22 protein-coding genes and 3 pseudogenes are annotated in these 21,809 nt (G+C 65.9%); 7 read left to right on the forward strand and 18 right to left on the reverse strand.

Annotated features, from left to right (window positions below):
* Window positions 1-281 precede the first annotated feature (281 nt).
* The 14 genes and pseudogenes from ACHMWQ_RS15965 to ACHMWQ_RS16030 all read right to left on the reverse strand — a co-directional run bounded on the left by ACHMWQ_RS15965 (window position 282) and on the right by ACHMWQ_RS16030 (window position 15,085).
* On the reverse strand, window positions 282-974 hold the full coding sequence (locus tag ACHMWQ_RS15965; protein ID WP_396308217.1) for a protein-L-isoaspartate(D-aspartate) O-methyltransferase: 693 nt from the start codon (window positions 972-974) through the stop codon (window positions 282-284).
* A gap of 154 nt (window positions 975-1,128) precedes the next feature.
* Window positions 1,129-1,887 (reverse strand): 5'/3'-nucleotidase SurE, encoded by a 759-nt coding sequence (surE, locus tag ACHMWQ_RS15970; RefSeq protein ID WP_396308218.1) that lies wholly within the window; start codon window positions 1,885-1,887, stop codon window positions 1,129-1,131.
* Window positions 1,888-1,961: 74 nt separating this feature from the next.
* Window positions 1,962-3,272: pseudogene (gene serS / locus ACHMWQ_RS15975) on the reverse strand (serine--tRNA ligase); the annotation flags it as partial.
* Window positions 3,273-3,492: 220 nt separating this feature from the next.
* The gene (gene tatC, locus ACHMWQ_RS15980; RefSeq protein ID WP_396308219.1) at window positions 3,493-4,305 is read right to left on the reverse strand and encodes a twin-arginine translocase subunit TatC; all 813 of its coding nucleotides are present in this window, start codon (window positions 4,303-4,305) and stop codon (window positions 3,493-3,495) included.
* A complete protein-coding gene (gene tatB, locus ACHMWQ_RS15985) occupies window positions 4,302-4,967 on the reverse strand; it encodes a Sec-independent protein translocase protein TatB (RefSeq protein WP_396308220.1) in 666 nt (221 codons plus the stop codon). Before tatB ends, tatC begins: the two co-directional genes overlap by 4 nt.
* An 82-nt stretch (window positions 4,968-5,049) precedes the next feature.
* Window positions 5,050-5,280, reverse strand: a complete 231-nt coding sequence (locus ACHMWQ_RS15990; RefSeq protein WP_396308221.1) for a twin-arginine translocase TatA/TatE family subunit — start codon at window positions 5,278-5,280, stop codon at window positions 5,050-5,052.
* A gap of 98 nt (window positions 5,281-5,378) precedes the next feature.
* Complete coding sequence (locus tag ACHMWQ_RS15995; RefSeq protein WP_396308222.1) at window positions 5,379-6,494, reverse strand: ABC transporter ATP-binding protein; 1,116 nt, start codon at window positions 6,492-6,494, stop codon at window positions 5,379-5,381.
* A 74-nt stretch (window positions 6,495-6,568) separates the two neighbouring features.
* The gene (locus ACHMWQ_RS16000; protein ID WP_396308223.1) at window positions 6,569-7,543 is read right to left on the reverse strand and encodes a TAXI family TRAP transporter solute-binding subunit; all 975 of its coding nucleotides are present in this window, start codon (window positions 7,541-7,543) and stop codon (window positions 6,569-6,571) included.
* Window positions 7,544-7,647: 104 nt separating this feature from the next.
* A complete protein-coding gene (gene scpB, locus ACHMWQ_RS16005; RefSeq protein ID WP_396308224.1) occupies window positions 7,648-8,322 on the reverse strand; it encodes an SMC-Scp complex subunit ScpB in 675 nt (224 codons plus the stop codon).
* Window positions 8,315-9,145, reverse strand: a complete 831-nt coding sequence (locus ACHMWQ_RS16010) for a segregation and condensation protein A (RefSeq protein ID WP_396308225.1) — start codon at window positions 9,143-9,145, stop codon at window positions 8,315-8,317. Before ACHMWQ_RS16010 ends, scpB begins: the two co-directional genes overlap by 8 nt.
* A 15-nt stretch (window positions 9,146-9,160) precedes the next feature.
* Window positions 9,161-10,196 (reverse strand): annotated as a pseudogene (gene nagZ / locus ACHMWQ_RS16015) (beta-N-acetylhexosaminidase).
* 65 nt (window positions 10,197-10,261) lie between these two features.
* A complete protein-coding gene (locus tag ACHMWQ_RS16020) occupies window positions 10,262-11,896 on the reverse strand; it encodes an SPOR domain-containing protein (protein ID WP_396308226.1) in 1,635 nt (544 codons plus the stop codon).
* A 170-nt stretch (window positions 11,897-12,066) separates the two neighbouring features.
* The gene (gene argS, locus ACHMWQ_RS16025; RefSeq protein WP_396308227.1) at window positions 12,067-13,821 is read right to left on the reverse strand and encodes an arginine--tRNA ligase; all 1,755 of its coding nucleotides are present in this window, start codon (window positions 13,819-13,821) and stop codon (window positions 12,067-12,069) included.
* 46 nt (window positions 13,822-13,867) lie between these two features.
* Window positions 13,868-15,085 (reverse strand): deoxyguanosinetriphosphate triphosphohydrolase, encoded by a 1,218-nt coding sequence (locus ACHMWQ_RS16030; protein ID WP_396308228.1) that lies wholly within the window; start codon window positions 15,083-15,085, stop codon window positions 13,868-13,870.
* Window positions 15,086-15,195: 110 nt separating this feature from the next.
* Between ACHMWQ_RS16030 and erpA the strand changes: the two genes are divergently transcribed.
* On the forward strand, window positions 15,196-15,534 hold the full coding sequence (gene erpA, locus ACHMWQ_RS16035) for an iron-sulfur cluster insertion protein ErpA (protein ID WP_266332505.1): 339 nt from the start codon (window positions 15,196-15,198) through the stop codon (window positions 15,532-15,534).
* On the opposite strand, the gene ACHMWQ_RS16040 is transcribed toward erpA, so the two are convergent.
* The 4 genes from ACHMWQ_RS16040 to ACHMWQ_RS16055 form a co-directional block, all read right to left on the reverse strand.
* Window positions 15,531-15,962, reverse strand: coding sequence for a type II toxin-antitoxin system VapC family toxin (locus ACHMWQ_RS16040; RefSeq protein WP_396308229.1), 432 nt, complete (start codon window positions 15,960-15,962; stop codon window positions 15,531-15,533). The genes erpA and ACHMWQ_RS16040 overlap by 4 nt on opposite strands.
* Window positions 15,959-16,216: a type II toxin-antitoxin system Phd/YefM family antitoxin gene (locus tag ACHMWQ_RS16045; protein WP_396308230.1), complete on the reverse strand. Its 258-nt coding sequence runs from the start codon at window positions 16,214-16,216 to the stop codon at window positions 15,959-15,961. Before ACHMWQ_RS16045 ends, ACHMWQ_RS16040 begins: the two co-directional genes overlap by 4 nt.
* Window positions 16,217-16,289: 73 nt before the next feature.
* Entirely contained in the window at window positions 16,290-17,777 is a 1,488-nt protein-coding gene (locus tag ACHMWQ_RS16050) for an AMP nucleosidase (RefSeq protein ID WP_354549368.1), read from the reverse strand.
* 90 nt (window positions 17,778-17,867) lie between these two features.
* Window positions 17,868-18,293, reverse strand: a complete 426-nt coding sequence (locus ACHMWQ_RS16055; RefSeq protein ID WP_354549370.1) for an OsmC family protein — start codon at window positions 18,291-18,293, stop codon at window positions 17,868-17,870.
* 135 nt (window positions 18,294-18,428) lie between these two features.
* Between ACHMWQ_RS16055 and xth the strand changes: the two genes are divergently transcribed.
* From xth to ACHMWQ_RS16085, 6 genes and pseudogenes are all read left to right on the forward strand, one after another.
* Window positions 18,429-19,211 (forward strand): exodeoxyribonuclease III, encoded by a 783-nt coding sequence (xth, locus tag ACHMWQ_RS16060; protein WP_396308231.1) that lies wholly within the window; start codon window positions 18,429-18,431, stop codon window positions 19,209-19,211.
* Between the two features lie 8 nt (window positions 19,212-19,219).
* Window positions 19,220-19,630 carry a GFA family protein gene (locus ACHMWQ_RS16065; RefSeq protein ID WP_396308232.1) on the forward strand — a complete coding sequence of 137 codons (411 nt, stop codon included), beginning with the start codon at window positions 19,220-19,222 and terminating at the stop codon, window positions 19,628-19,630.
* A gap of 20 nt (window positions 19,631-19,650) precedes the next feature.
* Window positions 19,651-19,938, forward strand: coding sequence for a DUF2332 family protein (locus ACHMWQ_RS16070; RefSeq protein WP_396308233.1), 288 nt, complete (start codon window positions 19,651-19,653; stop codon window positions 19,936-19,938).
* A pseudogene (locus ACHMWQ_RS16075) lies at window positions 19,925-20,692 on the forward strand (DUF2332 domain-containing protein); the annotation flags it as partial. The gene ACHMWQ_RS16070 and the pseudogene ACHMWQ_RS16075, both read left to right, overlap by 14 nt.
* Before the next feature lie 88 nt (window positions 20,693-20,780).
* The gene (locus ACHMWQ_RS16080) at window positions 20,781-21,083 is read left to right on the forward strand and encodes a hypothetical protein (RefSeq protein WP_396308234.1); all 303 of its coding nucleotides are present in this window, start codon (window positions 20,781-20,783) and stop codon (window positions 21,081-21,083) included.
* Window positions 21,084-21,088: 5 nt separating this feature from the next.
* Complete coding sequence (locus ACHMWQ_RS16085; protein ID WP_354549375.1) at window positions 21,089-21,802, forward strand: YafY family protein; 714 nt, start codon at window positions 21,089-21,091, stop codon at window positions 21,800-21,802.
* Window positions 21,803-21,809 lie beyond the last annotated feature (7 nt).

Raw genomic sequence — 21,809 nt, forward strand, 5'->3', positions numbered from 1 at the left:
AACGTTGATAAAGGCTTAAGCACGACGGGAAACTTCGTCGGCATCCTGTGAAAACGAAGACGCCGCCCACAGAATCCCGCGCTTCCGCCGCATTCCGCGCGGCAGCCGTCCAGCGGGGCGGTTAAGATATACACGCCCGGCATGGCACGCCGAATTCGAAGCGAGAGGCGATTCCGCGCCATGCGGTGGAGACGCCACCGAGACGGATCCGACGCACGCGGGACGAGCGGCGCAAAGTCTCGCAAGGACCATGGAAACGAGTCGCGACAGCAGGCGCGTTTCTAAAGCCGGGCGGCCTTGCCCCGGATCAGCGGCACCATGCGAACCGGGCAGATCGGGGTTGCGACCAGCTGGCGGTCGACCCGAATGAAGCGGGTGATCGTCTGGATGCCGTCATCCGGACCGATCGGCATCACCAGCGTACCGCTCGTGCTCAGCGCCTCGACGAAAGCGGGCGGAACCGACGCGGCCGAGGCCGAGGAAATGATTCGATCGAAAGGCCCCTTCTCCGGCCAGCCGTCGAGGCCATCGCCGAACACCGAGGTGATGTTGGCGATGCGAAGCATCTCGAACCGAGCCTGCGCCGCCGCGGCGAGAGTGCGGAAGCGGTCGACGGTATAGACGCGCCGGGAAAGCCGCGACAGGACGGCGGCGAGATAGCCCGTGCCGGTGCCGACTTCCAGGACTCGGCAGCGCGTCGTCGGCGCCAGCGCCTCGATCATGCGCGCCGCGAGAATCGGCGGCGTGTCGAGCTGCCCGCAATCGATCGGCTGGGGCCGCTCGCCAAAGAGCGGACCGCGCTTGGCGTCGGTCGGCTGAAAGAGCGGTCGGGGAATGGATTCAAAGGCATCCACCATGCGGCGATCCATGATGCCGAACTGGCGGAGCCGCAGCAGGAACTGGGCGATCGGAACGAGATTGTCGTCGAACGCCTCGAACTCGGTCGGATGAAACTGGACTGCCTCGAGTGCCATACGCTACGCGCCCTCGCCTTCTGAGCCCTACTCATGCAGGCAAGGTGGTAAACGGCGTCTTATTGCGCGCAGCGCTGGCGACGATTTTGCGTCATTTCGGGGCAGATCAAGGCCGCCCCGGCCGCCAGTTCGGCCAGAGAGCCCCAAAAAGCGCCTAGTCGAACAGCGCATTCAGCTCATGCGCCTGGTCGTAGGCGGTCATGTCGATGCGCAGCGGCGTGACCGAGATGACGCCGCGCCGGATGGCGTTGACGTCCGTTCCCGCCGCATGTTCCTCGGCGATGCGCTGATGCTTGAGCCAGAAATAGGGATTGCCCCGGCCATCGTGACGCTCATCGACGCTGAGGCCGTGCGTGACGACGCCCTGCGACGTCACTTCAACACCAGCGACGAGGCCGGGCGCCGTGTTCGGGAAATTGAGATTGTAGAGCACGCCGCGCGGGCAGCCATGCGCCACCAGCTTCTGCAGGATGCGCGGGGCATGCGCCTCGACGGTCTCCCACGGGATGACACGCTTGCCGTCTACGGCTTCATAGGCCTGGCTCAGAGCAATCGACGGAATGCCGAGCAGCGTCCCTTCGATCGCGCCGGCGACCGTGCCCGAATAGGTCACGTCGTCGGCGGCGTTCTGGCCGGCATTGACGCCGGAGAGCACCAGGTCCGGCGCCCGATCCAGCACCTTGCGGACGGCCATGATGACGCAATCGGTCGGCGTGCCGCGCACGGCAAAGGTCTGCTCGGAAACCTCGCGCAGCCGCAGCGGATCGTTCAGCGTCAGCGAGTGCGCGAGGCCCGATTGGTCGGTTTCCGGGGCGACGACCCAGACATCGTCGGACAGGGTCCGCGCGATGCGCTCCAGCACGGCAAGTCCGGGTGCGTGGATGCCGTCATCATTGGTGATCAGGATACGCATGTCTGGGTCAGCCTTCGCTGTTCAGGGATCGTTGCTCACACCCGGGATCGGACCGCCATGGGGCCGGGAGGCCCTCAGCCGACCTTGTCCAGGCCGCCCATATAGGGCTTCAGCACCGCCGGAACGGTGATGGTGCCGTCCTCGTTTTGATAGTTCTCGATGACGGCGATCAGCGCGCGACCGACCGCGGTGCCCGAGCCATTCAGCGTGTGGACGAAGCGGTTGCCCTTTTCGGCGCCGCCGAGGCGATAGCGCGCATTCATGCGCCGGGCCTGGAAATCGTCGCAGACAGAGACGGAGGAAATCTCGCGATAGGCGTCCTGCCCCGGTAGCCAGACCTCGATGTCATAGGTCTTGCGCGAGCCGAAGCCCATGTCGCCCGTACAAAGCGTCATGACGCGGTAATGCAGGTCGAGCTTCTTCAGCACAGCCTCGGCGCAGGAGAGCATGCGCTCATGCTCGTCGATCGAGGTTTCCGGCGTGGTGATCGAGACCAGCTCGACCTTGTTGAACTGGTGCTGGCGCAGCATGCCGCGCGTGTCGCGGCCGGCCGATCCCGCTTCCGACCGGAAGCAGGGCGTCAGCGCCGTGAAGCGCAGCGGCAGCTCCTTTTCGTCGAGGATGGATTCGCGCACCAGATTGGTCAGCGGCACCTCGGCGGTCGGGATCAGCCAATGCTGCTCGCCGGCCTTGAACAGGTCCTCGGCGAATTTCGGCAGCTGCGCCGTTCCGTAGAGCGCGTCGTCCTTGACCAGCAGCGGCGGCTGCACCTCGGTGTAGCCATGCTCGCCGGTGTGCACGTCGAGCATGAACTGGCCGATCGCGCGCTCCATCCGGGCAAGCTGCCCCTTGAGCACGACGAAACGGCTGCCGGAAAGCTTGGCAGCGGTTTCGAAATCCATCAACCCGAGCGCTTCGCCGATCTCGAAATGCTCTTTCGCGGCAAAGGGAAGGACACGCTTCTTCGGACGCGCCTCGGCAGCCTGCGCTTCCGTCTGGTTGCGACCGAAATACGGAACATTGTCGTGCTCGTCGGCGCCGACCGGCACGTCCTCGAGCGGCGTGTTCGGGATCACCGCCAGCGCGTCGTCGAGTTCCTTGTTGAGGCGGCGCTCCGTCTCCTCGGCGTGGGCGAGGAACTCCTTGATGGTGGAGACTTCGGCCATCAACCGCTGGGCAGTTTCCTCGTCCTTGGCGGCCTTGGCCTTGCCGATCTCCTTGGAGGCGGCGTTGCGGCGTTCCTGGGCGGCCTGGACCTGGACGATATGGGCGCGGCGCGCCTCGTCCAGCGCGATCAGCTTCGACGAGATCGGCTCGGCTCCACGACTGGCGAGCGCGCGGTCGAGCGCGTCAGGGTTGTCACGGATCCATTTGATGTCGAGCATGATCGTGCCTCGAAGAGAAGGCGGCCGTTGTCCCGGCCGCGAAGGAGCAAAGCATTCGCCGGATGACGGATAGTAGGAGACTGGCGAAGGATCAACCCGGCAGCGTTGCACGCAGGCGGAGATTGGACACAAACCATCGCCCCAGCGACGCCGGAAACGAAAAGAGCCACGTGATCCCAAGGGGAAGGCGTGGCTCCAAGACACTTGCAGAGGCGTGACGCTACTCCGTCTCGTCCTCTGCCTCGTCCGCCGCGGCTTCGGCGCGTTTGCGCTCGACCATGCGGACCGAAAGGATCGACAATTCGTAGAGCAGCATGGCCGGGATGGCGAGCGAGATCTGGCTGATCATGTCCGGCGGCGTCAGCACGGCGGCCACGACGAAGGCGAGCACGATCGCATAGCGCCGCTTGGCCCGCAGCATCTGGCTCGATACGATTCCGGCGCGGCCCAGCAGCGTGAGGACCACCGGAAGCTGGAACACGATGCCGAAGGCGAGCGTCAGGGTCATGATCAGACCGAGATACTCGTTGACCTTGAACAGTGCCTCGATCTGCGCCTTGCCGTCCCCGCTCGTCTGCTGGAACGACAGGAAGAAGTGCAGCGCCATCGGCAGGATTAGGAAATAGACGAGCGCCGCACCGGTCACGAACAGGATCGGGGTGGCAATGAGATAGGGCACGAAGGCCCGCTTCTCATGCTTGTAGAGGCCCGGCGCCGCGAACTTGTAGATCTGCATCGCGATCACGGGGAACGCAATGAACACCGCACCATAAAGCGCCAGCTTCATCTGCGTCAGGAAGAACTCCTGCGGCGCGGTGTAGATGAGCTTGACGTCCTGCGCCGGGCCGACCGCCCACTCATAGGGGATGACCAGGATGTTGTAGATCGTGCCGGCGAAATAGAAGCAGAGCAGGAAGGCGACGAGCACCGCGGCGAGCGTCTTGATCAGTCGCGAGCGCAACTCGATCAAATGCTCCATGAGCGGCATGCGGCTGGCTTCGATGTCGTCTTCGGCCGAAGGCTTGTCGCTCATGTCTTGGGCTCTTCAGTCACGCTGGCGACGGCCGGCGGCTCGATGGCAGCGGGAACGCTGGCGCTGGAGACCGGTGCTTCAATGGCAGCCGGGCTTTCTACCACCACGGGCTTCGGCTTGCGGACGCGCGGCGCCGGCTTGGGAGCATCCGCATCCTCGCCATTGACCGACTTGGGCTTGGCTCGCGAAGCACGGGGCTTCGGCGCGTCGCCTTCGCCCGTCGCAACTTCTGGCTTGCGCGCGACGGCGCGCTTGGGCTTCGGCGCGACGACCGGTTCGGCCGTAGCGACGGATGGCGGGGTCTCGAGCGGCGCGGCCGGCTCGATATCCGTCGCCGTCAAGAGCTGCGCCGGCTGGTCGGCCGCCGGCGGGACCGGCGATGGCGACGGCTTGGCCATCGGACCCGAAAGCGGGTTCAGGCTGTTCTTGATGTCGTTCATCGGGTTCAGGCCGCGAAGCTCGTCAAACGACTTCTTGACGTCGTCGAGCTCGGCTTCCTTGAGCGCCTCGTTGAACTGACCCTGAAATTCGCCCGCCATCCTGCGCATCTTGGAAATAGTACGTCCAAGGGCTCGCAGCATCGGCGGCAGGTCCTTCGGACCCACCACGACGATCGCCACGACTGCGATGACGAGAATTTCGCTCCAACCGATATCCAGCATACTCTCACACCGATTGGTCTGCCCTGCGATCCGCGCTCAAGGAGCGCGGCGGCGGAGCAGCTTCCCGGCCCTTGTTCAGGACTTAGCTGGCGCGGGTCTTCTCGTCGGTATTCGACGAAACGACATCGGAAGGCTTGTTGTCGATTACAGGCTTCGCGGTGGTGGTGGGTTCGTCGTCGTCGGCAAGCCCCTTCTTGAAGCTCTTGACGCCCTTCGCCATGTCACCCATCACATCCGAAATCTTCCCCTTGCCGAAGAGCAGGAGGACGATCACCAGCACGATAAGCCAGTGCCAGATGCTGAAAGAACCCATCAACTCATCTCCACAAAAATCACGCGCTATGCGTTTGGTGGGGGACTATCGCAGACGGATCTTTCGCCCGCAACCAACCATCTTACCCGCATGTAGGGTTATTCGGCCGGTTTCGCAAACACGAGGACGTCGCGTCGGTCTATGCTGAGCCACACCGTGCTGCCGACGACATAGGGCGTGGTGTTGTCGCGGGTGCGCATCCGGATCGGTACGTCGATGCCGTCGACCGCCACGCTGAGCAGGTCGACTTCGCCCAGAAACTGGTGCCCGACGATCCGTCCCGGCACCCCGTCACCGGCAATGGCAAATCCGACGCCCTGCGGCCGCACGCCGATCGACATGGTGGTGCCGTCCGCATGGCCGCGCGCGCTGAAACTGCCGATCGGCGTCTCGACGAGACCGCCCTTGGCGCTCGCCTCGAACTCGTTCAATTCCGAGAAGAAACGGGCCGCGTAGAGATCGACCGGATGCTCATAAAGGTGGCGCGGCGTGCCAACCTGCAGCAATTGGCCACCGCGCATCAGCGCGATACGGTCACCCATGCGCATCGCCTCTTCCGGGTCGTGCGTGACGATGATGCAAGTCGCCCGCGTCTCGCGGATGATCGCCATCGTCTCCTCGCGGACATGGTCGCGCAGCCGCTTGTCGAGGCCAGAGAAAGGCTCGTCCATCAGCAGCATGGACGGGCGCGGCGCGATCGCGCGCGCCAGCGCCACGCGCTGCTGCTCGCCGCCGGAAAGAGCATGCGGATGGGCGGAGGCGTAGCCGTCCAGGCCGACGCGGGCCAGAGCGTGCCGGCCCTGGCGCTCGGCTTCGGCGCGGGGAAGGTCGTTGAGGCCGTAAATGACGTTCTTCAGGATCGTCATGTGCGGAAATAGCGCATAATCCTGGAACATCAGGCCGACGCCGCGCTTCTCGGGCGGCACGAATACCGACGCGCTCGCCATCTCCCGGCCATTGACCGTGATGCGGCCGCCGGAGGGGCGCTCAAGCCCGGCCGTGACGCGCAGAAGCGTCGTCTTGCCGCAGCCCGATCGGCCCAGGAGGCAGACGACCTCCCCCGGCTCCACGTGCAGATTGATGCCCCGCAGCGACGGCGCGTCGCCGTAGTGATGCGTGACCCCTTCGAAACCGAGCCGGGCGGCGATCGTGACACCTGCCGTGCCGCGACGCCCCCAGGCGGTCCGTTCGATCCATTGCGTGCTTGCGCTCATGCGAGCGGTTTAGCGTCTGATGCCGCCGCCGTCGAGTTCGACCTTACAGATGGCGCCCGACGAGGCCGCGCCGCTCAGGCACCCCTGGCCTTGTAGAAGGCTGTGGCCGCGGGATGGAACGGCACGGCGGTGGTGGACGCCGCGCGGTCGAGCGCCAGCCGTGCGGCCTCGGGGTGCACCTTGTGCACGGCGTCGAGATTATCGAAAATCCCGGTCAGCACGGCGGTGACGAAATCATCCTTCGCGCTCGCGGATAGGATCAGCACATTGGCGACGCCGAGGCTCGGCACGTCGGCCGTCATCCCGGCATAGACCGACTTGGGCAGAGTGAGTTCGCGGTAGAGGCCCGGATACTTCCTGTCGATCGCCGCGTGTTCCACGCCGGTGGGCACGAAGGTGATCGCGGACTTGCCGGCCGAGGCCAGTTCCGCCACGGCGGCGGTCGGCACGCCGCCGATCCAGAAGAACGCGTCGATCTTTCCGTCCTTCAGCGCGGCGGCGGATTCAGCGACGCCGAGATTGGCGCGCGTCACGCCGCTTGCCGGATCGATGCCGGCCGCCTCCAGCACCCGGTCGGCGATCGCCTCGGTCGACGATCCTGCCGAGCCGATCGATACGCGCTTGCCCTTGAGGTCGCCGATGCTCGCGATGCCGGATTGCTGGCTGGCGACGACGTGCAGGTACGAATCGTACAGCACGGCCAGAACGCGCAGGTCGAGCTTGCCGTCCTTGGCGTAGGCGCCGGCGCCGTGAAGGGCGTCATAGGCCGAATCGACCGTCGAGAAGCCGATGTCGGCCTTGCCGGCGTGGACCAGCCGGGCATTATCGACCGAGCCGCCGGTCGCCTCGGCTTTGGAGTCGAAATGGGCTGAGGACAGGACCTCGGCGAGCCCATGGCCATAGGGATAGAACACGCCACCCTTGCCGCCGGTGACGATCCACGCGCGCATCGGCGACGCGGCCCGGACAGCGGCCGGCAGACCAGCCACCGCGGCAGCGCCGGCACTGATGGCGAACAATCGACGACGGCTGATGGATATGTTGGACAAGGCGGCCTCCCCAGGCAGATCGCAGGCCACCTCCCCCGGCAGACCTTTCGTAGCGGCAGCATAGGCGCGAGCCCGGCTGACGCAAGCGGAAGCGCCGGACAGGCTTAATCGTGTTCGCTGAGGCCTGCGGCCAGCAGATCGTCGGGATCGAGCGGGTCCTCGTCGTCGCGCAGCGCGTCGCCATCGCGCGGCTCCGGCACGGAGAAGCCGGGCGGGATCCGCCCGTCGAGCAGGCCGGCGCCCTTGAGCTCATCGAGGCCCGGCAGGTCGCCGATCGCCTCCAGCCCGAAATGCACCAGGAAGGTCTCCGTGGTGCCATAGGTCACGGGACGGCCCGGCGTCCGGCGGCGCCCGCGCATCTTGATCCAGCCGGCTTCCATCAGCACGTCGAGCGTGCCCTTGGAGATCGAGACGCCGCGGATCTCTTCGATCTCGGCGCGCGTCACGGGCTGGTGGTAGGCGATGATGGCCAGCGTCTCCAGCGCCGCGCGCGAGAGCTTCTTCTGGTCGCCGACATCCCGCTGCAGCAGGAAGGCCAGATCGCTGGCCGTGCGGAACATGTACTTGCCCGCCACCTGGACCAGATTGACGCCGCGCCCCGAATAGACGTGCTCCAACTCGCGGATCAGCGCCTCGACGTCGCTGCCCTCCGGCAGGCGAGCGGCGATCTCTCGGGCGCCCAGGGGCTGCGCGCTGGCAAACAGCATCGCCTCGACCATGCGCAGCGCCATCCGGCGTTCTTCCGGGGCAAGCGATGTGAGATTTCCGAATTCAGGCATCGTTCTTCACCTCCGCGCCGTCGCGGTCCCGGTCGCGCATGTAGAGCGACGCGAAGGGCGCTGTCTGGCGCAATTCCACCCTGCCCTCCCGAACCAGCTCCAGGCTCGCGCTGAAGGAACTGGCGAGCACGGTAGCCCGCATTTCAGGCGTCTGGATCCAGGGCGACAGGAACACGTCGACCGGGGTCCAGTCGGCGATGCTGCCGATCATCCGCGTCAGCACTTCGCGCGCCTCGGCCAGCGACCAGACCTGTCGCCGCCGCACATGCACCACCGACACCATCTGGCGCTGGCGCTGCGAGGCATAGGCAGTCAACAGGTCGTAGAGCGTGGCGGCATAGTCGCTGTGCTGGATCACTTCGACCGGCTCGGGCATGCCGCGCGAAAACACTTCGCGGCCAAGCCGGTCGCGGTTGACCAGCTTCGCGGCGGCATCGCGCATCGCTTCCAGCCGGCGAAGACGGAATGCCAGCGCAGCCGCCATCTCTTCGCCGCTTGGCTCCTCATCCGGCGAAGGCGCCGGCAGCAGCAACCGGGATTTCAGATAGGCCAGCCAGGCGGCCATGACCAGATAATCGGCCGCGAGTTCGAGGCGGAGCTGACGCAATTGTTCGATATAGGCGAGATATTGTTCCGCCAGCGCCAGGATCGAGATCTTGGCGAGATCGACTTTCTGGGTGCGCGCGAGTGCCAGGAGAAGATCGAGCGGACCTTCAAAGCCATCGACATCAACGACTAGGGCGGAATCGCCTTCCTTGCGGTCCGGCGCTTCCTGCATCTCCCAGAGTTCGCTCTGGCCGTCCTTGTCGCGGGTCGCGGCCATCGGATCGATCCTGCCTCAGGCGACCGCCGGCGGCCAGCCGGCTCGCTCGGCGAGGGTGGCATACTCCGCCTCTGCCGCCTCGCGGTCCAGCGGATGCGGCGGCTTGCGCGCGGCACGGGCCGCGGCGGCGCGTTCCGCCGCCCTGCCCGTCAGTTCGGGAACCGAGCGCGCCACGTCCGTCATCTCTTCCATGACGCCGTTGCAGTGCAGGACCATATCGCAGCCGGCGGAAAGGACCGCCGCCGCGCGGCTGGCATAATCGCCGCCCAGCGCCTTCATCGAGAGATCGTCGCTCATAAGCAGCCCGTCGAAGCCAATCCGGCCGCGAATGATCTGCTCGACGACGATGGGCGACGTCGTAGCCGGGCGCTCCGGATCGACGGCGGTGAAGACGATATGAGCCGTCATCGCCATCGGCAGGTCGTTCAGCGCCTTGAAGGGCACGAAGTCCGATCGTTCAAGGGTAGCGAGGCTGGCTTCGACCACCGGCAGGCTCAAATGGCTGTCGACCGTCGCGCGGCCGTGGCCGGGCATGTGCTTGACCACCGGCAGTACGCCACCGGCGGCAAGGCCGTCGGCGGTGGCGCGCCCGAGGATCGAAACGATCTCGGCCTCCTCGGCATAGGCGCGGTTGCCGATGGCGGCATGGGTGTGCGCCGTCCCGACATCGAGCACGGGAACGCAATCGACCGTGATGCCGAGATCGATCAGGTCAGAGGCGATCAGCCGGCCGTGCAGCCAGGCCATGCGGCGTTCCGGCAGCCTGGTCGGCGGCATAGAGGTCGCCGGCGAAACGAGCCGCCGGGCGGTTGCGCCAATGCGGCGGCGCGATCCGCTGGACGCGGCCGCCCTCCTGATCGATCAGGACCGGCCGGTCCGGATCATCGAGGATGTCGCGGAAGGTTGCGACGAGATCGCAGACCTCTTCCGGCGTTCCGATATTGCGCTTGAAAAGGATAAGGCCCCATGGCCGCTCGTCGCGGAAGAACGCGATTTCATCGGCCGTAAGGCTGCGACCCGCGCAGCCCGAAATAAATGCTTTGGCGGTCATGCTTCGGCCTTAGCTGCTTGCTGGACGGACCGCAAGCGGCGGATGGAATCCGCCGCTTGTCAGGGTCAGTTCTTCTGGACGATGCAATCGCCGCCGGCGGCCCGCAGGCTCTCGCAGAACGAGACGGCCTGGTCGCGGGTTGCCATCGGACCGACGCGGGCGCGGTAATACACACCCTTGGCCCCGAGATCGGCGCGGACGACATTCGGCTCCTGCGACCCGAACACGCTCGAGAACTTGCGCTGCATCGCCTTGTAGGAAGCGATCGCCGCCTCCTCGGTACGCTGCGACGCCACCTGGACAACGAACCCGCCCGAAGTGGGCGCGCGGGTTGCGGCAGCCGGCGCGGCAGCGGCCGGGGCCGGCTGGACGCGCGGCTTTGCCGGTGCGGCGGCCGGAGCCGCCAGCTGCGACACGTCCTCGGGCGGCGTGTCGGCGGCGGGAGCCTCAGGCTCCGCATCGGCCGTCTGGACGGGCTCGTCCACGGGCGCGGCGGCTTCCGGGGGGGTCGCAACCGGCGTGGCCGACCGCGCAGGCGCCGACGTATCCGTCGGCGCACCGGCGGTGCGGGGCTGCGCCTCGCTCGAAATGATCGTGCCGTCCGGCTTCACCACGACGGTGCGAACCTTGCGCGGGCCGGCATCCGCGTCGCTCGGCGCGGCCGGCGTGGCCGCTGCGCCGCCGGCCAGATCGTCGATCGACGACGGATTGGAGGCATCGCCAGGGGCGCCGGGAAGGATGATGCGTGAGATCTCGCGGCTGGCCGGGGATTCGTTCGAGGCCGGCGCTTCGTCGATCGGCCCATCGTCGGGAAGAACGAGTTGCTCGTCCCCCGCCAATTCCGGGCTGGCCCGATCGTAGATCAGCTTGTTCTGCGCGACTTCGGTGTCCCCCGGGGTCGCGGCGGGCTGCACCTTGGTCGGGCCCTCGTCGGCGGCGATGACGCGCGGCGCGCCATCGCTGGACGAGCTGCTGCCACCCTTCAGCGCCAGCGCGCCGAGGCCGCCAGCGAGCACGACGCCAAGCGCGACGGCGGCGATCACCAGACCCTTGCGCGAGCGGCGCGGCTCGGCAAAGCGCTCCGCGCGGGCGTGGCGCTCGTCGTAGCTCTCGTCCTCATAAGCGGCGTTGGGATCGTCGCCATATTCGTTGTCATAGCCGGCCGAATAATCATCGGCGCCGTTTTCCTGGCCCGGATGATACTCGCCCTGAGCATAGCCGCCGGCATGAAGCCCCGGTTGTGTGCGTTCGCGGCCATAATCCGTAGCACCGGCATAGGCGGTGCCGGCATAGGGATCTTCTTCCTCGAGGGCTGGCTGGACGTAGGGGTCCTGCGCGTAGCGCGGCTCGGGCTGCGGATGGCGCGGCTCGGCCTGGCGCGGCGGCTGGGCGGCCTGCCACTGCGGCGGCGCCGCCGGCGCGCCGGGGCGCAGACGCATGTGATCGAAGCCTTCGTCGCGCGGCTGCGCCGCACGCGGGGGCTGCGGCTCGACCTGAAGCGGACGACCCGACGCCGAGCGAACCGCCGGGTCGAAGGACGTCTGCAGATCGTTCATCAATTCGGATTCGAGATCGAATGACGTATCCCGCACGTTCGGCTGCTGCGTCGATCGCACCACGGGCGCGGCGACAGGCTGCCGTCCGCCCACGATGTCGTCAAAGCTGGAATTGCCGGAAACAATGCGAGCCAGTTCAACCAACGGATCATCTTCAGCCTGCGCGGGCGGCTCGTTGCGCCGCCCGGTGTTCCCGTCCAGCGGCGCAGGCCGCCGCGAGAACGAATTATCGTAGCGATCTGGCATCGCGCTCCACTTTCCGCCTCATCCGGTGCTGTTCGTCAGAATTCGACGCCAGGCTCCTGGCAGAGACTTCACCGCATCTCTTCGGGCGCATCGACTCCGAGCACCAGCAAACCGGATGACAGCACCAGCTTTGTGGCATGAACAAGGGCGAGCCGGGCCGCGGTCAACTGTGATTGTTCAGGGTTAATAAACCGTAATTGCGGCAGATCCTTGCCGCGATTCCACTGTTGATGAAACTCTGCTGCAAGTTCGTAGAGGTAAAACGCTACGCGGTGCGGCTCATGCGCTTCGGCGGCGGATTCGATGATTCGGGGGAACTCCGCCAACCGCCGCTGCAGGCTGATCTCGCCCGCGTCGTCGAGCAGCGATAGGTCCGCGCCGGCAAGGGCCGCGCCGGAGAGGTCGAGTGCCGGCAGGTCCTGCGCCGCGTTGCGCAGGATCGACGCCGCGCGGGCATGGCCATACTGGACGTAGAAGACAGGATTGTCCTTCGACTGCTCCGTCACCTTCTGGAAGTCGAAATCGAGCGGCGCGTCGCTCTTGCGGTAGAGCATCATGAAGCGCACCGCGTCACGGCCGACTTCCTCGACCACGTCGCGCAGCGTGACGAAATCTCCGGAGCGCTTCGACATGCGGACCGGCTCGCCGGCGCGGTAGAGCTTCACGAGCTGGCAAAGCAGCACGTCGACCGATGCCGTGCCGCCCGAGATGGCGCGGCCAACCGCCTGCAGGCGCTTCACATAGCCGCCGTGATCGGCGCCCAGCACATAGATCATCTGCCGGAAGCCGCGGTCGAACTTGTCCTTGAAGTAGGCCACGTCGCCGGCGAAATAGGTGTAGCTGCCGTCCGACTTCACCAGGGGCCGGTCGATGTCGTCGCCGACATCGGTGGCGCGGAACAGAAGCTGCTCGCGGTCTTCCCAGTCGTCTGGAAGCTGTCCCTTCGGTGGCGGCAGCGTGCCGCTATAAACGAAGCCCTTCTTCTCCATGTCGGCGATCGTCGCCCCGATCTTGCCGCCATTCTCGCCGCTCAGCGTCTTCTCGGAGAAGAAGACGTCATGATGGACGTTGAGCAGCGCGAGATCGTCGCGGATCATCAGCATCATGGCGCTGATCGCCGCCTCGCGGACGAGCGGCAGCCATTCGGCTTCCGGCATGTCGAGCAGCTTGCGGCCATGCACGTCGGCCAGCGCGGCGCCGACCGGCTTCAGATAGTCGCCCGGATACAGGCCTTCCGGAATGGTGATCTCTTCGCCCAGCGCTTCGCGGTAGCGCAGGAAGGCGGAGCGGGCGAGCACGTCGACCTGCCCCCCGGCATCGTTGATGTAATATTCCTTGGTGACGTCGTAGCCGCCCCAATCGAGCAGATTAGCCAGCGCGTCGCCGACGACGGCGCCACGGCAATGGCCGACATGCATCGGGCCCGTCGGATTGGCCGAGACATATTCGACATTGACCTTGAGGGCGCCGCCGATGCGGCTGCGGCCATAGTCACTGCCGGCCTGGATCAGCGACTTCAGGGCATGGGCCCGATAGGGAGCAGCCAGCGTCAGATTGATGAAGCCGGGACCGGCGACCTCGACCGAGGCCACGTCCTCGTCGTCGCGCAGCCGCCCGGCGATCGCTTCGGCCAGATCGCGGGGCTTGAGGCCGAGCGGCTTGGCCAACACCATGGCGGCATTGGTCGCGAGGTCGCCATGCGCGGCATCGCGCGGCGGCTCGACGACGATGCGCGATAGATCGACGGGGGCGCTGTCGCGCGCGGCCAGGATGACCTCGACGGCCGAGGTCACGCGTGCGGTGAAGTCGCGGAAAATGTTCATAGCGGGATACAGCCCTTCGGGCGGAAGGAAAATTCTTGCAGCGCGCCTAACCCAAATCGGGCGAAGCGTCAAACAGACGGTGATGCTCGCGCAACGCATAACGGTCGGTCATGCCGGCGAGAAAATCGGAAATGCGTCGGGCGCGACGCTCGGTATCCACCGGATCCAGGCCGATCTGCCACTCCGGCGGCAGCGCGTCGGGATCGCGCCAATAGCGCTCGAACAGCCGCTCCACCACGCCCTCCGCCGCCGTCATCACATGCATCACGCGCGGATGGCGATAGACGTTGTGCCACAGATGCGTCTTGATCGCCTTGTCGGCCGCCACGAGCCCAGCGGAAAAGGCGATCATCGGCCGCCCGGCATGGCGCAGCGCGTCGGCGGAGGCGGGCTTGGTTTCGGCAAGCCGCCGCAATGCTTCCGCGATCACGTCCTCGATCATGCGGGTAATGACGCGGCGAACCACCTCGTTTACAAGGCGCGGCTTTTCCAGCCCCGGATGCTCGGCCTCGATCGCATCCAGGATCTCGCGCAGGAAATCGACCTCTCGCAGCCCGTCGACGGTCAGCAGCCCTGCCCGCAATCCGTCGTCGATATCGTGGGCGTCATAGGCGATATCGTCGGCGATGGCCGCCGCCTGCGCTTCCGCCGAGGCATAGGTCGCAAGCTGGAGATCCTGCTCGGCGGTGTAGGCCAGAATGGCAGCCGGCAGAACCTTGCCCTCATAGCTGCCGACGCCCCTGCCCTCGGCATCAACGAGGGGGCCGTTATGCTTGACCAGTCCTTCCAGCGCCTCCCAGGACAGGTTCAGACCGTCGAAATGCGGATAGCGCCGCTCCAGCTTGGTGACGACGCGAAGGCTCTGGGCGTTGTGATCGAAACCGCCATGCCCTGCCATCATCCGGTCCAGCGCCCGCTCGCCGGCATGGCCGAACGGCGTATGGCCAAGATCGTGCGACAGCGCGATGGCCTCGGCGAGGTCCTCGTCGAGGCGCAGCGCGCGCGCCAGAGCCCGGGCGATCTGCGCCACCTCGATGGTATGGGTCAGCCGGGTACGGTAATGGTCGCCCTCGTCGAACAGGAAAACCTGCGTCTTGTCCTTTAGCCGACGGAAGGCGGTGGAATGGACGATGCGGTCGCGGTCGCGCTGATAGGGCGTACGCGTCGGGCTTTCCAGTTCGCGATACAAGCGACCGCGGCTTGCCGAGGGATCGACCGCGAAGGCGGCATGCGGACCGATGCCGAAGCCGATCTGGCCTTCCATAGACGCTCCTCTTCCAGCGTGCATTGCACTGCAGCGATTGACTCCGCCAATCGCATTCCTAACTATCGGGTTCGGGCGCCTGCAGGGTACCCCTATTTTCGGAAGCAGCCATGACCACTGAAACGCTCGACGTCACCTTGTCCGACCGCGCTGCCAAGCGCATCGCCCGCATCCTTTCGAAGGAACCGAGCGGCACGGCCTTGCGAGTGACCGTCTCCGGCGGCGGCTGCTCCGGCTTCCAGTATGGCTTCGACCTCGATGCCGAACGGGCCGAGGACGATCTGGTGATCGAGAAGAACGGCGCCACGGTGCTGATCGACCAGATCTCGCTCCCCTACATGGACGGCTCCGAGATCGACTTCGTCGATGACGTGATCGGCCAATCCTTCCAGATCCGCAATCCCCACGCGACAGCCTCCTGCGGCTGCGGTACCAGCTTCGCGCTTTAGGGCGAGTAGGGCCACGGTTGCCACGGGTTGATGATCTGAAGATCCGTTCCCCGGAAATCCGCTGCGTTGCGCGTTGCCAAGGCCATCCCGTGTACAAGCGCGGTTGCCGCGATCAACGCGTCTCGCTCGGGACGTGGGTTGGGAACGTGTAGTTCCGCGGCTCGCAGCGCTATAGGAACGTCGACCGGCAAGATGCGTCCGACGAAGCGGGCCAGGATCCGATCGTCGATCCAATCGCGAAGCATCGCTCCCTGTCGCTTGTCGCGTCGAGCTATCCGCAACGCGCCCAGTTCAAGTTCAAACACACTGATAACCGATAGGAAGACTTCTTCGTCGCGAAGATCCGCAGCCCAACGCATCACGTTGTGATCTGCTTTCGCAGATTTTCTGAACTCGGAAATGACATTCGTGTCGAGAAGAATCCTCAATCGAAATCAACCGGCTTGAAGCCCATGTTTCCAAGCTTCGGCGGGTCGAAATCGACATCCTGGGGCTCGGCCGGCGTGAGCGCCTCCAGCAGCGACATGCCCTTGCCCGTGAGGCGGCGATATTCCTCGATCGAAAGCAGGACATGCGCCGGTCGCCCGCGATCGGTGATGATGACGGGTCCCTCGTTTGCCGCCTTCCTGGCGCGGCTCGTGTCCTGATTGAACTCGCGACTGGTCAGGGTGGTGGTGGTCACGACGACGCCCCTGTGGCTGGAGTTACGCAGGTCCCAATATAGAACCTGCGACGATCCACGCCAACAGCTGCCCCTACTGGAACGCGGTCTCCGTAAAGCTGCGGAGCTTGCGGGAATGGAGCCGTTCGGGCGCCATTTCGCGCAGCTTTTCCATGGCTCGGATGCCGATCTCGAGATGCTGGCCGACCTGGCGGCGATAGAAGTCCGAGGCCATGCCCGGCAGCTTCAATTCGCCATGCAACGGCTTGTCCGAGACGCAGAGCAGCGTTCCGTAGGGCACGCGGAAACGGAAGCCATTGGCCGCGATCGTCGCCGATTCCATATCGAGAGCGATGGCGCGCGACTGCGAGAAGCGCTGCACCGGCTCACGGTGATCACGCAGTTCCCAGTTGCGGTTGTCGATGGTGGCGACCGTTCCCGTGCGCATGATCCGCTTGAGGTCGTAGCCCTCAAGCCCCGTCACGGCCTCGACCGCTTCCTCCAGCGCCACCTGCACCTCGGCGAGCGGCGGGATCGGGATCCAGCTCGGCAGGTCGGCGTCGAGAACGTGGTCCTCGCGCACATAGCCATGCGCCAGCACATAGTCGCCAAGGGCCTGCGTGTTGCGAAGGCCCGCGCAGTGCCCCAGCATCAGCCAGGCATGCGGACGCAGCACGGCGACGTGGTCGGTGATCGTCTTGGCGTTGGAAGGTCCGACGCCGATATTGATCATCGTCAGCCCGGCATTGCCGGCGAATTTCAGGTGATAGGCCGGCATTTGCGGCAGGCGCGGCGGCGCCATGCCGGAAACAGGTTCCGTCGAACCGGCGGGGGTGATCACATTGCCGGGCTCGACAAAGCACTCATAGCCGCCGCCACCTTCCGCCATCAGCTTGCGGGCGCGCACGCAGAACTCGTCGATGTAGAACTGGTAGTTGGTGAAGAGCACGAAGTTCTGGAAATGCTCGGCGCTGGTCGCCGTGTAGTGCGCCAGGCGGAACAGCGAATAGTCGATGCGCGGCGCCGTGAAGGGCGCCAGCGGCAAGGGTTCGCCCGGCGTCGGCTCGAAGGTGCCATTGACGATGGCGTCATCCGTCACGGCAAGGTCCGGAACGTCGAACATGTCGCGAAGCGGCCGCTCGATCTTCTCCGCCAGCTGCCCCTCGACATGGACGCCGTTCGGGAAGGCGAAATGCAGCGGGATCGGCAGGTTGGACGGCCCGACCGTTACAGGAAGCCCGTGATTGCGGACGAGCAGCTTGATCTGCTCCTTCAGGTAGTTCCGGAACAGGCTCGGCTGCGTCACCGTCGTGGCATAGCTGCCCGGCCCCGAGACATGGCCATAAGCCAGGCGGGAGTCGATCTTGGCATAGCTGGTGGTCGTGAAGCGGATTTCGGGATAGGTGGCCCGCACCCGGCCTATCGGGGGATGCCCCTTCAGCAGCGCGTCGAAGCGATCGCGCAGATGCGCCGTGTGGCGGTCGTAGATCTCCTCCAGCCTGGCGATCGCCAGGTCCGGGTCGGTGAATGTCTCGCTGGCAATCGGCGTCGGCGTATCGAACTGCACGGGATCGGTACTCATGTCACCCCCACTTTCGGGCGCGACTGTCGGCCAGCCGGCGCAGGCGGTCAAGCCGCGCGCCGGCTGATTGATCGGGTGTATGGCTGGGAATCAGACGAGCTTGGCGTCCAGGTCGATGGGAACGGCCTTGAGCGCCTTGGAAACCGGGCAGCCTTCCTTGGTCGCGGCGGCGATCTTGTCGAACGTCGCCTTGTCGATCCCAGGCACCTTAGCCTCGGTCACCAGATCGATGTGGGTGATCTCGAAGCCGCCCGAAACGGGATCGACCTTAACCTTCGCCGTGGTGGCGATGGATTCGACCGTGAATCCGGCTCCGGAAAGCCCGGCGGAAAGCGCCATCGAGAAGCATCCGGCATGCGCGGCGGCGATCAGTTCTTCCGGATTCGTGCCTTTGCCTTCCTCGAATCGCGACGAGAAATTGAACTGTCCTTCCCAGGCGCCGCTGCCAAGGTGAACGGTGCCCTTGCCGCTCTTGAGATCACCCTGCCACTTTGCGTCCGATGTCCTGACCGGCATTCAAGCCTCCTTTGCGCGTTCCTCTCCGGCCGTTGCCGGAGCCCTTAGAGTTAGGCAGTGACGGCAGGTGTGCAAGATGCAACGCGATCGGCACCGCCCGGTGGCATCTCGCGGCGGATCGGCTAGTCTGCACGCATGAAGATCGCGACCTGGAATATCAACGGCGTCAAAGCCCGAATCGATACCGCCCTTGCCTGGCTCAAGGAGGCCTCGCCCGACATTGCCTGTCTGCAGGAGATCAAGTCGGTCGATGAGGGCTTCCCGACCTCGGCTTTCGAGGATCTCGGCTACAATGTCGCGACGCATGGCCAGAAGGGCTTCAACGGCGTCGCCCTGCTGTCCAAGCTGCCCTTCGACGAGGTCAATCGCGGCCTGCCAGGCGATGACGGCGACGATCACGCCCGCTTCATCGAGGGCGTTTTCTCCGTCGAAAGCGGCGCGCTGCGCGTCGTCTCGCTCTATCTGCCGAACGGCAATCCGATCGACACGCCGAAATTTTCCTACAAGCTCGCCTGGATGGAGCGCCTGCGGAACTGGGCGACCGAGCGGCTGACCTATGAGGAGCCGCTGGTGCTCGCCGGCGATTACAACGTCATCGCCGAGCCGCGCGACGCCATGAATCCATCGCTCTGGGTCAATGACGCGCTCTACCAGCCGGAAACCCGCAAGGCATTCCGCGCCATCGAGACACTGGGCCTGACCGACGCGCTCCGCGCCACGACGGACGAGGGCGGCCTCTACACCTTCTGGGACTATCAGGCCGGCGCCTTCCAGAAGAACAACGGCATCCGCATCGACCATCTGCTGCTCTCGCCGCAGGCGGCGGACCGTCTCGTCTCGGTGGGCATCGACAAGCATGTCCGCGGCTGGGACAAACCGTCCGACCACGTCCCCGTCCATGTGGAGCTTCGCATTTGAGCCAGGTGATGAGCGCGGCACCGATCACGGGCGGTTGCCTGTGCGGCCGCATCCACTACACGATCGACCGCGCCCCGCGCCTCGTTTGCCACTGCCATTGCCGCATGTGCCAACTGGCCGGCGGCGCGCTGTTCCTGACCTGGGCGACCTTCGACGCCAGCGCCTTCCAGCTGACCGCCGGGCACCCTGCGGTGAACGAATCGTCCGCCACCGGCCGCCGGCATTTCTGCGCCGATTGCGGCACGCCGCTGATGATGACGTCCACGGACGACCCGTTGAAGGTCGACGTGACGCTCGCCTCTCTCGACGAGCCGGACCGGTTTCCGGTTCAGCACAACATCTGGGTCGGCAGCCGGCGCGAGGCCAGCAAGGGCTTCGACCTCGACCTGCCGTCGCATCTGGACGAACCCGCCGGCTGACGAGGACGATCATGGCAAGGATGGCTGGCGATCTGCTGAAGGCGTTTCAATCCCAGGCAGGCTCCTGCCGCAAGCTGGGCTCGCCCTTCACCGCCGAGATATGCGAGCTCCTTGCCGAGCATCTCGATGATTCCAGCGGCTTCGGCCGCCGCATTCTGGGTTGGCCGCGAGATCCCTTCGCCGACGCACTCGCGCTCCGCGCGGCGGCCGGATTCCACGCCCTGAAGCGCGCCAGGAAATCGACGAGAACTCGCCGCCGCCTATCCCCCCAATCCGGTCGATCGGGCGGCGCTCACGGAGGCGGTTAGCGACGCGATCGGGTCGGACGACGATTTCCTGCATGACTGGCTCGACAGCCCGCCGCAGACCAACGAGGTCGCCCGCTCGTCCGTGCTGATCGGCAGCGCCCTGCTCCTTGCCCGCGAGCTTGGCCTGCCGCTGGACTGGCACGAGATCGGCGCCAGCATGGGGCTCAATCTCGGCTTCGACCGATACCGCTACGAATTCGGCAGTGACCGCTGGGGCGCGGCCGACTCGCCCGTGCTCATCCATTCGGAATGGCGCGGTGCGAAACCCGACACGTCTGCAGCTATCGAACTGCGAAGCCGGGCCGGCTGCGACCTCAACCCGCTAGATCCAGGCCTTCCGGCCAATCGAGAGCGCCTGCTTGCCTATGTCTGGGCCGACCAGACCGAGCGGCTCGCTCGCGCCATTGCAGCGCTGGACGTGGCGGCTGCGGCGCCGTGGCGGGTCGAGAAAGCCGACGCGGCCGCCTGGGTCGCCCGGCACTTTTCCGCGCCGCCCCGCCCGGGCGCTGTTCGGGTCCTCGCCCACACCATCGTCTGGCAATATCTGCCGGAAACGACGCGCCAGGCCGTCACGCAGACGATGCAGGATGCCGGAGAGCGAGCGACGCCCGAGGCCCCGGTCGCCTGGCTGCGCATGGAGGCGGACGGCCGCGACACTGCCGGCGTCCGGCTCAGGGTCTGGCCTGGCGGAACCGACCGCGAGATCGCCCGTGCCGACTTCCATGGCCGCTTTGTCGAGTGGCAGACACGTTAGTGTGAGGCGCTGAACCCAACTGACATAACGCTGTCAGTTGGGTATCTTTATTCTGGCAGGATAGACACTGTCCCGCGAGGATATCGCCATGAACCGCAACGTTCTCGAAATCAGTTCCTATTCGCTGCTGGCGGGCGTCGACGAGCGCCAGTTCGTCCGCGCCGCCGACGACGCGATGACCGTCCTGCGCCGCCAGCGTGGCTTCCTCGCCCGCAGCATCGCCCAGGCGGAGGATGGCAGTTGGACGGAGATCGTCCATTGGCTCGATCGTGCCTCGGCCAGCGCCGCCAGCCAGCGGCTGGCGGGCAATCCGGATGCCGCTGCCTTCTCCGCGCTGATCGACCGTCCCTCCTTCCAGAGCGGCTATTACCCCGTCGCCTATTCCGGCTGACGGGCATGCGGCGCGCCGATCGCCTGTTCGAGATCGTCCAGGTACTGCGCGGCGCCCGCCTGCGCACGGCGCAGGAAATCGCGGACAAGCTCGAAGTGTCGGTGCGCACCGTCTATCGCGATATCGATGCGCTGGTCGCGACCGGCGTGCCGATCGAGGGCGAGCGCGGCGTTGGCTACGTCCTGCGCGGCACCTTGCTGCTGCCGCCCCTCGCCTTCTCGCAGGCAGAGCTGGAGGGGCTGGCGCTGGGCGCCCGCTTCGTCGAGGCCTGGGCCGATCCGGAGCTCGCTGCCGCGGCCCGCGAAGCACTGGTCAAGATCGACGCGGTGCTGCCGGAATCCCGCCGTGGCGAAATCTGGCGCGACGCGGTGCTGGTCAATTCGCCGGCCCTGATCGGCGCCGCCAATGCGCAGCTTGCGCTGTTCCGCAAGGCGATCCGGCAAAAGCGCAAGATGCATCTGAGCTATCGCAGCGCCAGCGAGGCGCTGACCGGGCGCACGATCCGCCCGCTGGCAATCGAGGCCTGGGGCCATGCCTGGACGGCGACGGCGTGGTGCGAATTGCGCGAGGATTTCCGCATGTTCCGGCTCGACCGGATCGTCGAAGCGAACCTGCTCGAGGAGGCCTTCAAGCCCGAGAAGGGCCGGACGCTGGCGGACTACATGAAGCGGCTCAGCGAGGAGCAATCGGCCAAGACCAAGAGCGCGTCATGCGCCTGAAAGCTGA

Source organism: Kaistia sp. UC242_56 (genome assembly GCF_044452255.1).
In the GTDB taxonomy this organism is placed as follows: Bacteria; Pseudomonadota; Alphaproteobacteria; order Rhizobiales; family Kaistiaceae; genus Kaistia; species Kaistia defluvii_A.